Source organism: Spongiactinospora sp. TRM90649, from assembly GCF_029382225.1.
In the GTDB taxonomy this organism is placed as follows: Bacteria; Actinomycetota; Actinomycetes; order Streptosporangiales; family Streptosporangiaceae; genus Spongiactinospora.
On the sequence record NZ_JARLTC010000021.1, the window covers coordinates 91,748 to 104,912 of the forward strand.

Genomic DNA, 13,165 nt, shown 5'->3' on the forward strand with positions numbered 1-13,165 from the left:
GTCGGCGCGGCGAGCAGGCGACCTGGCTCTGGCTGGGGGGCCATCACAGTTGCGGGACAGCGCCGGTTTCACACCGGACTTCGCTGCGCGCAGCGCGTCGGACAAACGCTATCAATCCCGCTGCCGACGCTTCCGTCAAGGTGCCGAACCACCGCTAGCGGACGACGCGGTACCTCGTGTGGGTGACCCGGGAGTCGCCGGTCACCGGGCCTGCCGGTTCGAGGTCGATGTCGCCGACGCCGTCGAACAGCCGCTCTCCCCTGCCCAGGATCACCGGGGTCACGTGCAGGCGCAGCTCGTCGATGTGCCCCGCGGCCAGGTACTGGTTCACCGTCGAGGCGCCGCCCGCGATCGACACGTCGCGCTCCCCGGCGGCCTCACGCGCCAGGGCGAGGGCCGCGTCGATCCCGTCGGTGACGAAGTGGAACGTCGTGCCGCCCTCCATCGGGATCGGCTCACGCGCGTGGTGGGTGAGGACGAAGACCGGCCCGTGGTACGGCGGCTCGTCGCCCCACCACCCCTTCCAGTCCAGGTCCCACTCGCCGCGCCCCGGGGAGAACATGTTGCGGCCCATGATGAAGGCCCCCGCGTCGACGATGGCCGCGATCGCCTCCGCGTGCGCCTCCGAGTCCTCGAACATCCACCCGTGGAGGCGGTTCTCGGCGTTCTCCCCGATCGGGTTCCGCAGGCTCTGGTTCGGGCCCGCCACGAAACCGTCCACCGACATCGCCATGTCGCAAACGACCCTGCTCATCTGACTGCCGTCCTCTCGTGGGGCGCCCCTTCGGCGCCGTGTCATGAGGGGGTCGGAGCCGGGAAACCGTTCTCTACATGTCTTTGCATGGCGCCCCGATTTTCTTCTCACGAGGTGAGCTGGGCCTCCGCGGCGGCGATGAGCCGCTGGACGCGCAGGCCGTGCGCGGCGTCGAGGGGATGCGGCGACCGCTCGCGGACGGTCCCGGCGAACTCGGCGGCCATGGCCGGGAAGACGGCGTCGCCGCTGAGCGCCGTGTGATCGACGGTGGCGCGGCCGTTCTCGCCGTACACGGTGACGGCGGCGTGACGTTCGCCCGGCGCGCTCATGCACAGGGAGATCTCGCTGAGCGCGCCGCCCTCGTGTTCGAGCATCAGCCCGGCCCACCCGAGCACGTTGCCGCGCGCCCGCACGCCGACCACCCGGCCGAGTGCGGCGTCCACCAGGTCGATCATGTGCGGGCCGATGTCCAGGATCGCGCCCCTGGCCAGCCGCCACGGCGTGGCGAACGGCGACTCGGGCCGCAGCGAACCCGAGACGTACGCGGCGTGCGCCCCGAAGGGGGCGAGGTCCCGCGCCGCCGTCAGGAACGCGCGCACCCCCTCGGCGTACCGCCAGGAGAAGACCATCTGGGACGGCACGCCCGTCTCCGCCACGGCCTCCGCGACCCGCTCGGCCCCGTCGAGATCGGCGGCGAGCGGCTTCTCCAGCAGCAGCGCCTTCCCGGCGCGCGCCGCCCGCACCGCCAGCTCGGCCTGGACGGCGGGCGGCACCGCGAACGCCACCGCCTCGCACACGTCGAACAGCTCCTCAAGCCGCTCATAGACCGGCGCCCCGAGCCCCGCCGCCGCCTCCGGCCGCCGCGCCCACACCCCCGCCAGCCTGGTGTGCGGCCCTGCCGCGAGCACCGGAGCGTGCGTCCGCACCGCCCACGGCCCCGCTCCCACCAGTCCGACCGCTACGGGTTCCATGCCCGGCCCGCCCTTCCATGAGCACTTCCCGATGACCTTACGCTCCCGCACCCCGGCCGACGGGACCGAGCCGGGGCGTACACATGCCCCTCCCACCCACCCTGACACCCACGAATCACCTGCCTGGCCCGGTGCGATCACCGCGATCGCCCTAGCGGCCGGCACCCTCGTCGTCGTACCGGCCTCCCCCGCCTCGGCGGCCCCCGCGGATCGGCCGACCTACCTCGGCAAATCCCTCTACACTGATGAGTTCCACTCGCACACCGGAATGAGCGACGGAGCCGAGACTCCGGACGCGGCGTTCGACCACGTACGCGACAAGACCGACGCCGACTTCTTCGCCCTCACCGAGCACGACGTGATGTGGGACGTCCGCGACGGCGACGACTTCATCAGGGACTGGCGGGACGCCGACTCCACGAGTGGCGTGCGTTGCACGAGACGGCGGATTCACTGAATATTGAAGTGGAAAGCAGGACTTATGCGGATACAGAGGTGGTCGGCCGCCGCCTTGCTCGCGCTGCTCCCCACGGCCATCGCCTGGTTCGGCAGCGAGATCATCGCGAGCACCGGCCTGTTCTACTACGACTTCGACGTCATCGACGGAATCGGAATCCTCCCTCTGTCTCAGGGACTCGGGATCGGCTATCTGGGCGACGTCGGCATGGACATCATTCGGCCGCTGTGGAATGCCGAAATCGCCGTGCTGGCCTTCGCCCTCCCCGTACCCATGGTGGCCGCGGCGGCCTTGCTCCGGCGAAAGTGGCGAGATCGGACCACCCTGCTCCTGGCGGTCTTCCTTGGAGTTCTCGCAGTGATCAATTTCGCCGCCAACATCGTCGGCCCCTGGTCGGACCTGACCCACTGCCCGCCCCCCGAGGATCTACTTCTCCCCGACGGCTACAACTGCTACAGGAACGGCACAGGCGTGGGCGTTCCACCCTTCTTCTACGGTCCGCCTTACGCCCTTGCCGCCCACATCCTGCTCAAGATCCACCGTCGCAACCTCGCCGACCTTTCTCAGGGTCCTGAGACGCGAAGCAGCGCCGACGCCGCTGCCTGACGCGCTAAGGATCGCCCGTCACCCGGACCCAAGGCGACGAACGCGCCAACAGACACTCGGCATACCCAGGTCATAACCGGGACACAGGGGTCGGCTACCCGCCGAGCGCCCCTCGCAGGACAGGTTCGGCCTGCGCGCCTACGGCATAGCGAATGCCATGCCGTCCGGTGGATAGCGTGCGCTGTCGGGGCAGCGGTGGCTCTGCCTGGCCGTATCCGTCCCGGGACTCGGCTGGGAGGGAGAGATCGGGTAGGGGTGGGGAGGATGGAGGGGTTATGGAGACGATGACGTTGTTGCGGCATGGGGAGACGGAGTGGAGCCGGGACGGGCGGCATACCGGGCGGACGGATGTGCCGTTGACGGCGAGGGGGCAGGGGCAGGCTCGGGCGCTCGCGCCGCTGGTGGAGGGGCGCGAGTTCGAGCTCGCGCTGGTCAGTCCGGCGCGGCGGGCGCGGGAGACGGCTGAGCTTGCCGGGCTCGCCCGCTACGAGGTCGAGCCCGATCTGTGGGAGTGGGACTACGGCGGTTATGAGGGCATCACGACCAGGCGGATCAGGGAGACCCGTCCGGGGTGGTACCTATGGCGTGATGGCGTGGTGCCCGGTGACGCGGACCATCCCGGCGAATCGATCGCGCAGGTGGGCGAGCGCGCGGACAAGGTGATCGCGCGTGCCCGCGCGACGGACGGCGCCGTTGCCGTCGTCGCCCACGGGCACATGCTGAGGGTGCTGGCGGCGCGGTGGCTGGGACTGCCACCGAAGGACGGCCGACTGTTCCGGCTCGATACCGGCACCTTCAGCGAACTCGGCTACGAACACGACATTCCGGTAATCCTCCACTGGAACTCGCGCGTCTAACGGTTTTGGAGCACGACGGAGGGGTCGGATGAGTCGGGTGCGCACCGCGTGGCGGCGGGTGGGCGCCGTGTGGGCTACGGCACCCGAATATCTGGAGGGCGCCGTGTGGGCTACGGCACCCCTTGACCACGCGATGAGAACGACCGCCCCCACGAGCGCATGCCGGATCGACCGCCGTCGCCGGCGCTCGCGAACCGCCGGGCCGGGCTCAGGCGGCCTCCGCGTGTGGCGCGGGACCACGCCCGGTCAGCCATTCGAGCACCTTGCGGTGGCCGTGGCAGGCGTCCTCGTAGTGGGTCCACCTCCAGTAGCGCGGATGGTCGCGCACCCCGACGACCCAGGTCCGATAGGACACGTCGCGTGGCATACCGTCCGCCGACGCCGCGGCCGCGACGCCGTAGGTCCGGATCACGACGCGCCCGCCTGGCGCGAACAGCACGTCGTCCGCCACCGGATACAAGGTCATCTGATCGAGCATGCTTCAGGCCCCCAACGAACCGATCGTGGGCCCGAATCTGCCGGACGGACGAGACCACCCCGTTAAATCATCCCGCGCGCCCTGTTAAGCCGGTGCGCCGGATGTGAAAACGGCGTTACACGAGCAGGCTGTCGAACTCGCCGTCCTTGACCCCCATGACGAGCGCCCGCATCTCCTCGCGCGTGTAGATGAGCGCGGGCCCCTGCGGGAACCGGGAGTTTCGGACCGCGACACTTCCGTCCGGAAGCTTCGCCAGCTCAACGCAGTTCCCCGTCGAATTGCTCCGCCGGGACTTGCGCCAGCTCACGTCGATCAGGTCATGTGCGGGCATGCCGTTGTAGGTGAGGTTCATTTAGATCTCTCTGAGAAGTTCGCCGAGGATCTCGGCAGTGCCCCCAGGAGTGGTGCTTTCCACGCACAACTGCTCCATGGCCGTCAGGTACGGGTCAACGTCCTCACGTTTGTCCAGGTAGAGGGCACCCCAGAGCTGCTCGACGTATACGACGTCCGACAGGTCGGACTCGGGAAACCGCAGAATGCTGAAGGCGCCTCCCTCGGCGGCGTGCATGCCGAACCGAAAAGGCATCACCTGGATGGTGATGTTGGGCAGGGTGGCGACCTCCTGCAAATGGTGAAGCTGCTCGCGCATGATGGCCGGCCCGCCGATGGGCCGTTTCAGCGCCGCCTCGTCGATGACGGCCCACAACCGCAGGCCGTCCTTCTTGGTCAGGCGCTCTTGCCGTTGCATGCGCAGATGCACGCGTCGCTCGATGTCATCCGCAGAGTCGTCGGGGTAACCCAACTGGACCACGGTCCGCGCGTACGCCGTCGTCTGAAGCAGGCCGGGAACGAACTGCACCTCGTAAGTGCGGATGACGCTCGCCGCCTCTTCCAGTCCGACATAGGTGTTGAACCAGCCCGGCAGGACGTCGCCGTACTTGTGCCACCACCCAGGGGTGTTCGCCTCGCGGACCATCTCCAGCAGGCTCCGCCGCTCGGCGTCGTCGAGCACACCGTACAGCGTGAGCAGGTCTTCTACGTCACGGGTCTTGAATCCGACGCGTCCGAGCTCCATCCGGCTGATCTTGGACTCGGAGGCGCGGATGTGAAATCCCGCCGCCTCACGGGTGAGTCCTCTGCTCTCACGCAACCGGCGCAGGCTCGCGCCCAGCATGATGCGCCGGACAGTCGAGCCGGTTCCCGGCGGATCCATCGACACGTGCTGCTCCTTGGTCGTTTCCGTTATTTACAGTCTGTCACTTTGCGGGCCGAAGATCAGGACCCGCGGCCGACTTCCCCTTTGCTGCCGATTTACCGGTTCAAGGGGTAACGGTAGCGCCTGCACGACCCCGATGCACGTGCATCCGCTCTTGCACCTGCACGCTAGTTTGCACCATCATGATCCTGTGCAGTCCGCTCACAACGGAGTACTACGGGCCTTCGGTCAATGGACCACGCTGGGCTGGTGGCCTCCGGTGGGATGGTGGCCCGACGCCGCGCGCGATCTGCTGACCATCACCCCCGACGCCACGCCGGCCAGCGCCACGTTCGTGTTGCCGCCAAGCGCCGAGTCCGTACACTCCTCCCGCAGCTTCGCCATGGGGACCCTCACCGGATGGGGGCTTCCCGAGCTCAACGAGAACATGGAGCTGATCGTTTCGGAGCTGGCCACCAACGCGCTTCGGCACGGCCTTTCCCTGGGAGACCCGGCGCGCGCCGCCGAACGGCGGCCGGAACGCGACTCCAGGATCGAGGAGATCCGCCTCTCGCTGGTACGCCGGGGCAACCTGGTGACCTGCGCGATCGCGGACCCGGGCGCCACCGGGCCGGTGCTGCGCTACCCGGGGCCGCTGGAGCCCGGCGGGCTCGGGCTGCACATCGTCGAGTCGCTCAGCGCCCGATGGGGCTGGTCACCGCTCCCGCCGTACGGCAAGATCGTCTGGGCGGTCCTCGCCGCTCAGACGGCGCAATGCCGGCCGAGCGATCCACCTGGGACGCCCGAGCTCACACGGTGACCGGCAGCTCCTTGATCCCGTTGATGAAGTTGGAGACCAGCCGTCTGGCCGGTCCGGCGGGACGGATGCCCGGCATGCGCTCGGCCAGCACCTCGAACAGCACGCGCAGCTCCAGCCGGGCCAGGTGCGCCCCCAGGCAGAAGTGCGGTCCCCCGCCGCCGAAGGCGACGTGCGGGTTGGGGTCCCGGCCGATGTCGAAGCGCCCGGCGTCGGGGAACACGTCCTCGTCGCGGTTGGCGGCGGCGTAGTACAGGACGACCTTGTCGCCCTCGCGGATCCGCTGCCCGCGGATCTCGGTGTCCCGCGTCGCCGTACGGCGGAAGGCCATCAGCGGCGAGACCCACCGCAGCACCTCGTCGGGCAGGGTCCGCAGCAGCGACCGGTCGGCGAGCAGGCGCTCCCACTCCCCCGGGTGCTCGAAGAAGGCCAGCATCCCGCCGCTGACGGCGTGCCGGGTGGTCTCGTTGCCCGCCACCGCCAGCAGGGTCACGAACATCCCGACCTCCACCTCGCTCAGCGTGTCCTCCCCGCTGACCAGCCGGCTGATCAGGTCGTCCGCCGGGCGTTCGCGGCGGGCGTCGGCCTGGGTGACGCCGTAGTGGAACAGGCTGTTGATCGGATCGGTGTGCGCGGCCCGCACCTCGGGGTCGTCGAAGCCGATCAGCCGGTTGGACCAGCGGAAGATCCGTTCGTGGTCCTCGGGGGGCGCTCCCAGCAGCTCGCAGATCACGTGCAGCGGCAGCGGCGCGGCGATCTCGGTGACGAAGTCCACATTCCCGGTGCCGACTCCGTCGATCAGCCGATGGCACACGGCACGGATGTGGTCTTCGAGGCGCGCGATCACGCGTGGGGTGAATCCACGGTTGACCACCGCGCGCAATGCGGTGTGCCGGGGTGGGTCCTGATTCAGAAGGATCATGCGATCTCGTCGCAGACGCTCCTCATCCGCGTCGTAGAGCATTGACGAGCGGCGATATGAGGAGAACAGTGCCGGATGACGAGAAACATAAGTTACGTCTTCATGGCGAGTGAGCGCCCAGAACCCCGGCCAGTCGGGATCCGGGTGCCAGAAGACCGGGGCGTTCGCCCGTAACCAGGCGAACTGGTCGTGGGGAACGCCCAGCCCGTATGGCTCCGCGGAGAAGATATCGATGTCGGGGGTCATGCAACGCGTTCTATTGTGGCCGGCTCATCCCGTCAAGGATGTGATCTGCATTACCGTGGTTGCCTATGGCACTCGGTTAGTCCCGCGCGACCCCCGAAGAGAGCTGAGAGATGGAAGATCACCTGCTCGGCTGGCTCAGAACCCTCGATGAAGACCGGCTCGCCCGCCTCCTCGCCAACCGGCCCGACGCCATCGCGGCCCCGTGGCCGCGCCGCCTCGACACGCTGGCGCAGCGCCTCGGCAACGGCTTCGCGGTGATGGAGGCGCTGCGCGGGCTGCCCTTGCCGTGCCTGGAGACCGCGCAGGCGTGCGCGGTGCTCGGCGGCTCGCCCACCCCGGCCGAGCTGGCCCGGCTGCTCGACGTGCGCGAGGAGGACGTCCGGCCCTGGCTCGACCGGCTCTTCGACCACGCGCTCGGCTGGCCTGACGACGACGGCAGGGTGCACCTCGCGCAGGCGGTGTCGCGCTGGTGGGCCGCCCCGTGCGGGCTCGGTGAGCCGCTGTCGAGCTACCTCAACTCCTGGACGATCAGCACCGACGCGCTGCGCTCGCTGGCGCGCGGCCTCGGCGTCGCCTCGCACGGGCCCAAACGCCGCGTCGCGGCCAAGGTGACCGAGATCCTGACCGACCCGGCCCAGGTCGAGGCCCTGCTGGAGACGGCCCCGGCGGGCGGCAGGAAGCTGGCCGAGGAGTTCGCCTGGGACGGCCCGGTGCGCGACGTGGACGGCGGGCGGTTCGTCACCCCCGGCACCCCCGAGAAGTGGGCCGCCGACCACGGGTTGCTGTACCGCCCGAGCTGGAACGTCGCGGAGATGCCGCGCGAGGTGGCGCTCGCCGTGCGCGGCCCCGGCTACCACCCGCCGCTGACGCAGGCCCCGCCCGAGCTGGCCACCCTCCCGGTCGATCCCGAGGAGGTCGACCATCTGATGGCGCTGGCCGCGCCGCATGTGGTGGAACGTTGCGCGGCGCTGCTGGACAACACCGCGAAGACCCCGCTGCCGCTGCTCAAGAGCGGCGGCGTGGGCGTGCGCGAGGTGCGCAGGGTCGCCAAGGAGACCGCCTGCGACGAGGACGAGACCCGGCTGCTGCTGGAGATCTGCGCGGTGGCCAGGCTGCTGGCGTGGGACGAAGGGGCCGGGGGCCTGGTGCCGACCGACCGTTTCGACCACTGGCGGCTCGACGACGGCGCGGCCCGGCTGCGCACGTTGCTCTCGGCGTGGTGGCGAATGGAGCGCTCCTCGCTGCGCAGGGTGGACGGCAAGTACACGACGGTGCTCGGCGACGACTCGGCGGGCCCGATGATCGCCCGGATTCGCCGCTCGGTGCTCGGCGTGCTCGCCGGGCTGCCCGCCGCCACCGCGCATACGAGCCGCGCCGAGCTGGTGCGTCACGTGCACTGGTACGCGCCCACGCTGGACATCGCGCTGCTGGCCGAGATCACCCCGGCCGTGCTGGACGAGGCCCGGCTGCTCGGCCTGATCGCGCATGACGCGATCACCGACCTCGGGCGGGCGCTGGCCGTCCTGGATCGCCTGGCGGGCAGTGAGAACGACGACTGCTCGCCCGCCGTGGAGCACGACCCCGCGCTGGTGGAGTGCTCGGCCAGGGCGCTGGCCAGCGTCCGGCGCAGCGCGCTGTTCGGGGCCGACCTGACGGCCGTCGTCACCGGCCCGCCGTCGGCGGAGCTGGCCGCGCTGCTCGACCGCGCCGCCGACCGCGAGTCGCGAGGGGCGGCCTCCGCGTCGGTCTGGCGGTTCTCCCGGCAGAGCGTGCGCAGGGCGCTCGACGCGGGCGACACCCCCGAGGGCCTGCTGGACGACCTGGCCACGGTGGGCACGGTCCCCCAGCCGCTGAACTACCTGATCCACGACGTGGCGCGGCGGCACGGCGAGGTGACCGTGACCACCGTGTCGTGCATCGTGCAGGCGTCCGACCCGGTCCTGCTGGCCGAGATCGCGGCCAACCGGCGGCTGTCCCGGCTGGGGTTGCGGGTGCTCGCGCCGACGGTCCTGGCGGGGTCGGCCCCCGCCGACCGCACGCTCGCGGCGCTGCGCGAGGCCGGTTACGCGCCGGTGCCCGTCGACGACACCGGCGAGATCACGATCCGCCGCGCCAAGATCGAGGAACCGCAGGGCGGCCGGCTCATCCTGCTGCCCGGCGGCCAGGTGGCCGAGCTGGAGGCCCCGCCGGGCGCGCTGATGGAGCCGGTGCCCGATCCGCGCGAGCACGCCAGGCGGCTGCTCACCATGGGCGACCCCGAGCGCCAGCAGGGCGGCCGCACCTGGGCCGTGATCGGCCGGAACGCCACGCGGCTGCCCACGGCGCAGCAGTCGCTGCTCGGGTTCGTCGTCGATCGCGGGGTGCGGGCGGCGATCACCCTCACCGACGGCCTGACGGCGACGATCAGCCACGGCGAGCTGCGGCCGGGGGTGCTCGACGCCTGGTGTGAGGAGGCCGGCGACTACCTGGAGTTCCCACTGGCGGAGATCGTCGAGGTGCGGGGCTCGCACGTGTAGCGATCGAGTGCCGGCGGGGATTGATCCCGACCCGTTCCATGCGTTTCGATGAGGTTAGGCTAACCTTCATCGAAGGCGGAAGGAGCGACGTTGGGCTTCAACGGCACGGACGCGCGACTGCACGGCAGCGGCCTCACCCTCGGCTACGGCGAACGCGAGATCGCCGCCGACCTCTCGATCACCATCCCCGACCGGTCGTTCACCGTGATCATCGGCCCCAACGCCTGCGGCAAGTCGACCACGCTGCGCGCGCTGGCCCGGATGCTCAAGCCGAGCGCCGGGTCCGTCTACCTGGACGGAAGCGTGATCACCTCACTGCCGTCGAAGGAGGTGGCCAGGCGTCTCGGGCTGCTGCCGCAGAGTTCGATCGTGCCCGACGGCATCACCGTCGCCGACCTGGTCTCGCGCGGGCGCTACCCGCACCAGCGGCTGATGCGCCAGTGGTCGCGCGACGACGAGGCGGCGGTGGGGGCGGCGATGGCCGCGACCGACGTCCGCGACCTCGCCGACCGGCCGGTGGACGAGCTGTCCGGCGGGCAGCGGCAACGCGTCTGGCTGGCCATGGTGCTGGCCCAGCAGACCTCGATCCTGCTGCTCGACGAGCCGACCACGTTCCTGGACATCGCCCACCAGATCGAGGTGCTCGACCTGTGCGCCGAGCTGCACGAGCAGGGACGCACGCTGGTCGCCGTGCTGCACGACCTGAACCAGGCGTGCCGTTACGCCACGCACCTGCTCGTGATGCGCGACGGGCGCATCGTCGCCGAGGGCGATCCGCGTGAGATCGTGACCGCCGAACTGGTGGCCGAGGTGTTCGAACTGCGCTGCGAGATCATCGAGGATCCGCAGACCGGCACCCCGCTGATCGTCCCCGAGGCCCGCCGCCGCGTGCCGAGCGCGGCCGCCGCATCCTAGGCTCCTCACGAAAACCCGCTCACGACGGGATTCCGCGCAGGACTCGTGCAGATCCCGTGCGGGCCCGGCGTTCCGCGGATGTGATCGTTTACGCTCCGCCCATGGGTCTGGACGTGACGGACGTACCGCCGGAGACGACGCGCGGGCGACGGCGGCGCGGCCGATGGGTGAGCGCCCTGGCCTGGCTGCCGGCCGCGCCGGTGCTCGCCTGGACGGTGCTGCGGCTGACCGGGTGGGACGCCGGGTTCCGGTGGGTGCAGCTCGTCGCCTTCACTCCCTATGTCGCCCTGGCCTCGGTGGCCGTCTGCGCCGTGGTGTTCCTGCTGGGCCGCCGCCTGGCCGGTACGGCGTGCGCCGCCGCCGCGATCTGCCTGGCGCTGGCCGTCCTGCCCAGGGCGTTCGCCGAAGGCAATCCCCCGGCGGGCGGCCCGAACCTGCGGGTCATGGCCGCCAACCTGGCCAAGGGCGGCGCCGACGCCAACGCCCTGGCCAAGCTCATCCGCCGCGAGCGCCCCGACGTCATGGCCCTCCAGGAGATCACCCCGGCCGCCGCGCTGGCACTCGACGAGCACGGCCTGCGCGCCCTGCTGCCTTACCGGACCGAGTCACTGATCCGTCCCGGCGTGGGCGGTTCGGCGGTCTACGCCAGGTTCCCGGTCCGCGAGCTGACCCCGATCGACCTGGGGAACTTCGGCCAGTCCCGCGCGCTGCTGTCCCTGCCCTCGGGGCCGCCGGTGGAGATCGTCTCCGTTCATCCATGCGCCCCCGCCTACGACTACAAGTACGCCTGCTGGGCGGACGGCCTGCGCGCCCTGCCCCGGCCCGGCGCCACCCTCACGGTCCTCGCGGGCGACTTCAACGCGACGCTGGACCACGCCCCGATGCGCGACCTGGTGGCGAGCGGCTACCGCGACGCCGCCGACGTCACCGGCCACGGGCTCACGCCGACGTGGCCGATGCAGGGCTGGTCCACTCTGCCAGGGGTCACGCTGGACCACGTCCTGGCCGACCAGCGGATCGCGACGCTCGCCTTCCGCGCCCATCCGCTGGCGGGCACCGACCACAAGACGGTGGTCGCCGAGCTGCGGCTGCCATGACGATCCGCCGGGGTGCATAGACTTCGTCTGTGGCTGAGCCGAAATTCGAGATCCAGATGCTGCACGACCGCGTGATGATCAAGGTGGAACGAGACACCGAGGAGCGGCGCAGCACCGCCGGGATCGTCATCCCCGCCACCGTCAAGATGGCCAACAGGCTTGCCTGGGGCGAGGTCTGCGGGGTCGGCGTCAACGCCCGCTCGGTCAAGGTCGGCGACAAGGTGCTGTTCAACCCGGAAGAACAGTACGAGGTCGAGGTGCACGGGCAGCTCTACCTGGTGATGCGCGAGCGCGACCTGCACGCCGTGGCCACCCCGCAGACCGACCACGGCACCGGGCTGTACCTGTAGACCTCACGAGACCTCCAGCATGCGCTACCAGGCGGGCGACCGCGTCTGGACGCAGTCATTCGTCGACCGCGCCCTCAGCACGACGACGAACTGGCCCGCGGCCCGTCCCATCGCCTGACACGCGTTCGGTTCAAGCGTTGCCCATGTGGTGTGTTGCGCCGTCGTCCCCGCCCCGCGGCCCCCTAGCCTGACCCGGAGTTCACGACTTCGACGGAGAGGGGCCGGATGGTCGCGACGACGGCGCGAGCCGTGCTCAGGTCGGCGGACGGCGCCCGGGTCACGGTGGACCTGCCGCCCGCGGCGGGCACGCTGCGATGGTTCGGCCACACCCGCATGGCGGGGCCGCGCCTGCTGCGCGCCTTCGACCTGGCGCCGGTCGGCCAGCACGCGGTGATCCCCAAGAAGATCCTCCCGGGTGCGAGCCCGCGCGTCGTGACCCGCCGTGGCCACGACCTGATCGTGTACGAGGCGGCCGACCGCTCCAACAGTTGCCTGGTCTGGGCGGGTCCGTACCACGAGGCGACGACGTGGTTCGGCGGCCCGGCCCCGCGCCAGGACGTGCTGGAGCGGATCACCCGGTCGGTGCGGTTCCGCGACGCGCCCGAGGGGGCCAATCTTGGCCCTCGCAGGGGCGCGGGCATCCGCCAGTACGGCACAATCGTCGCCGGGATGAGCAAGCACCTGATCGTCACGATCAGGGACGCCGGTTCGGCCAAGCCGGGCCTGCCCGAGTGGCGGGGCGCCCCGCTGGGCGAGGCGGAGGTGTGGAAGGAGCGGCTCGACCTCGACCCCGCCCACCACGCCGCGCTCAGGGGCACGCCGTTCGAGTGGCGTTACATCTACGCGACCTGCACCGCCGCCTACACGGTGATCTTCCCCGCGCATCCGGCGGCGCCCAACATCCGCGCCCAGTCGGCGGGCGACGCGGTGGACGCCGTGCTCGCCGGCATCCGGGTCCGGTGGGAGGCGTGATGCGCGGACCGG

Annotated in this window: 15 protein-coding genes and 1 riboswitch; of the genes, 9 read left to right on the forward strand and 6 right to left on the reverse strand. The window is 70.7% G+C overall.

The annotated features are described in order from the left end of the window. Positions 1 to 21: 21 nt before the first annotated feature. A riboswitch (cobalamin riboswitch) is annotated at positions 22 to 79 on the reverse strand. 75 nt (positions 80 to 154) lie between these two features. Continuing rightward, the gene (locus P3X83_RS24205; protein WP_277307479.1) at positions 155 to 754 is read right to left on the reverse strand and encodes a dihydrofolate reductase family protein; all 600 of its coding nucleotides are present in this window, start codon (positions 752 to 754) and stop codon (positions 155 to 157) included. Positions 755 to 861: 107 nt separating this feature from the next. Then, a complete protein-coding gene (locus tag P3X83_RS24210) occupies positions 862 to 1,725 on the reverse strand; it encodes a Gfo/Idh/MocA family oxidoreductase (protein WP_277307480.1) in 864 nt (287 codons plus the stop codon). Between the two features lie 31 nt (positions 1,726 to 1,756). On the opposite strand from P3X83_RS24210, the gene P3X83_RS24215 reads away from it, so the two are divergent. The 3 genes from P3X83_RS24215 (at position 1,757) to P3X83_RS24225 (ending at position 3,645) form a co-directional block, all read left to right on the forward strand. Continuing rightward, the gene (locus tag P3X83_RS24215; RefSeq protein ID WP_277307481.1) at positions 1,757 to 2,182 is read left to right on the forward strand and encodes a hypothetical protein; all 426 of its coding nucleotides are present in this window, start codon (positions 1,757 to 1,759) and stop codon (positions 2,180 to 2,182) included. Between the two features lie 54 nt (positions 2,183 to 2,236). Then, positions 2,237 to 2,788 carry a hypothetical protein gene (locus tag P3X83_RS24220; protein ID WP_277307482.1) on the forward strand — a complete coding sequence of 184 codons (552 nt, stop codon included), beginning with the start codon at positions 2,237 to 2,239 and terminating at the stop codon, positions 2,786 to 2,788. 275 nt (positions 2,789 to 3,063) lie between these two features. After that, positions 3,064 to 3,645 carry a histidine phosphatase family protein gene (locus P3X83_RS24225; protein ID WP_277307483.1) on the forward strand — a complete coding sequence of 194 codons (582 nt, stop codon included), beginning with the start codon at positions 3,064 to 3,066 and terminating at the stop codon, positions 3,643 to 3,645. A gap of 208 nt (positions 3,646 to 3,853) precedes the next feature. On the opposite strand, the gene P3X83_RS24230 is transcribed toward P3X83_RS24225, so the two are convergent. The 3 genes from P3X83_RS24230 to P3X83_RS24240 form a co-directional block, all read right to left on the reverse strand. Next, positions 3,854 to 4,111 (reverse strand): hypothetical protein, encoded by a 258-nt coding sequence (locus P3X83_RS24230; RefSeq protein WP_277307484.1) that lies wholly within the window; start codon positions 4,109 to 4,111, stop codon positions 3,854 to 3,856. A 127-nt stretch (positions 4,112 to 4,238) separates the two neighbouring features. Then, a complete protein-coding gene (locus P3X83_RS24235) occupies positions 4,239 to 4,475 on the reverse strand; it encodes a DUF397 domain-containing protein (protein ID WP_277307485.1) in 237 nt (78 codons plus the stop codon). Beyond that, complete coding sequence (locus P3X83_RS24240) at positions 4,476 to 5,297, reverse strand: helix-turn-helix transcriptional regulator (protein ID WP_277307604.1); 822 nt, start codon at positions 5,295 to 5,297, stop codon at positions 4,476 to 4,478. It lies immediately after the preceding gene. Between the two features lie 232 nt (positions 5,298 to 5,529). Here P3X83_RS24240 and P3X83_RS24245 point away from each other — a divergent pair, with 232 nt between their 5' ends. Beyond that, entirely contained in the window at positions 5,530 to 6,138 is a 609-nt protein-coding gene (locus tag P3X83_RS24245; protein WP_277307486.1) for an ATP-binding protein, read from the forward strand. Here P3X83_RS24245 and P3X83_RS24250 read toward each other — a convergent pair. Further along, the gene (locus P3X83_RS24250) at positions 6,128 to 7,057 is read right to left on the reverse strand and encodes a cytochrome P450 (RefSeq protein ID WP_277307487.1); all 930 of its coding nucleotides are present in this window, start codon (positions 7,055 to 7,057) and stop codon (positions 6,128 to 6,130) included. The genes P3X83_RS24245 and P3X83_RS24250 overlap by 11 nt on opposite strands. Positions 7,058 to 7,413: 356 nt before the next feature. Between P3X83_RS24250 and P3X83_RS24255 the strand changes: the two genes are divergently transcribed. The 5 genes from P3X83_RS24255 (at position 7,414) to P3X83_RS24275 (ending at position 13,153) form a co-directional block, all read left to right on the forward strand. Beyond that, positions 7,414 to 9,819 carry a helicase-associated domain-containing protein gene (locus P3X83_RS24255; protein ID WP_277307488.1) on the forward strand — a complete coding sequence of 802 codons (2,406 nt, stop codon included), beginning with the start codon at positions 7,414 to 7,416 and terminating at the stop codon, positions 9,817 to 9,819. 90 nt (positions 9,820 to 9,909) lie between these two features. After that, the gene (locus P3X83_RS24260) at positions 9,910 to 10,734 is read left to right on the forward strand and encodes an ABC transporter ATP-binding protein (RefSeq protein WP_277307489.1); all 825 of its coding nucleotides are present in this window, start codon (positions 9,910 to 9,912) and stop codon (positions 10,732 to 10,734) included. A 101-nt stretch (positions 10,735 to 10,835) separates the two neighbouring features. Next, the gene (locus tag P3X83_RS24265) at positions 10,836 to 11,831 is read left to right on the forward strand and encodes an endonuclease/exonuclease/phosphatase family protein (protein ID WP_277307490.1); all 996 of its coding nucleotides are present in this window, start codon (positions 10,836 to 10,838) and stop codon (positions 11,829 to 11,831) included. Between the two features lie 29 nt (positions 11,832 to 11,860). Next, a complete protein-coding gene (locus P3X83_RS24270) occupies positions 11,861 to 12,181 on the forward strand; it encodes a co-chaperone GroES (RefSeq protein ID WP_277307491.1) in 321 nt (106 codons plus the stop codon). Positions 12,182 to 12,406: 225 nt separating this feature from the next. Continuing rightward, positions 12,407 to 13,153, forward strand: a complete 747-nt coding sequence (locus P3X83_RS24275) for a hypothetical protein (protein ID WP_277307492.1) — start codon at positions 12,407 to 12,409, stop codon at positions 13,151 to 13,153. Positions 13,154 to 13,165: the final 12 nt, after the last annotated feature.

Coding starts and splice junctions, on each gene's coding strand:
- P3X83_RS24235 (WP_277307485.1), bottom strand. CDS start 4,475: ATGAACCTCACCTACAACGGCATGCCCGCACATGACCTGATCGACGTG.
- P3X83_RS24230 (WP_277307484.1), bottom strand. CDS start 4,111: ATGACCTTGTATCCGGTGGCGGACGACGTGCTGTTCGCGCCAGGCGGG.
- P3X83_RS24215 (WP_277307481.1), top strand. CDS start 1,757: ATGACCTTACGCTCCCGCACCCCGGCCGACGGGACCGAGCCGGGGCGT.
- P3X83_RS24225 (WP_277307483.1), top strand. CDS start 3,064: ATGGAGACGATGACGTTGTTGCGGCATGGGGAGACGGAGTGGAGCCGG.
- P3X83_RS24265 (WP_277307490.1), top strand. CDS start 10,836: ATGGGTCTGGACGTGACGGACGTACCGCCGGAGACGACGCGCGGGCGA.
- P3X83_RS24275 (WP_277307492.1), top strand. CDS start 12,407: ATGGTCGCGACGACGGCGCGAGCCGTGCTCAGGTCGGCGGACGGCGCC.
- P3X83_RS24240 (WP_277307604.1), bottom strand. CDS start 5,297: ATGCTGGGCGCGAGCCTGCGCCGGTTGCGTGAGAGCAGAGGACTCACC.
- P3X83_RS24255 (WP_277307488.1), top strand. CDS start 7,414: ATGGAAGATCACCTGCTCGGCTGGCTCAGAACCCTCGATGAAGACCGG.
- P3X83_RS24250 (WP_277307487.1), bottom strand. CDS start 7,057: ATGATCCTTCTGAATCAGGACCCACCCCGGCACACCGCATTGCGCGCG.
- P3X83_RS24210 (WP_277307480.1), bottom strand. CDS start 1,725: ATGGAACCCGTAGCGGTCGGACTGGTGGGAGCGGGGCCGTGGGCGGTG.
- P3X83_RS24205 (WP_277307479.1), bottom strand. CDS start 754: ATGAGCAGGGTCGTTTGCGACATGGCGATGTCGGTGGACGGTTTCGTG.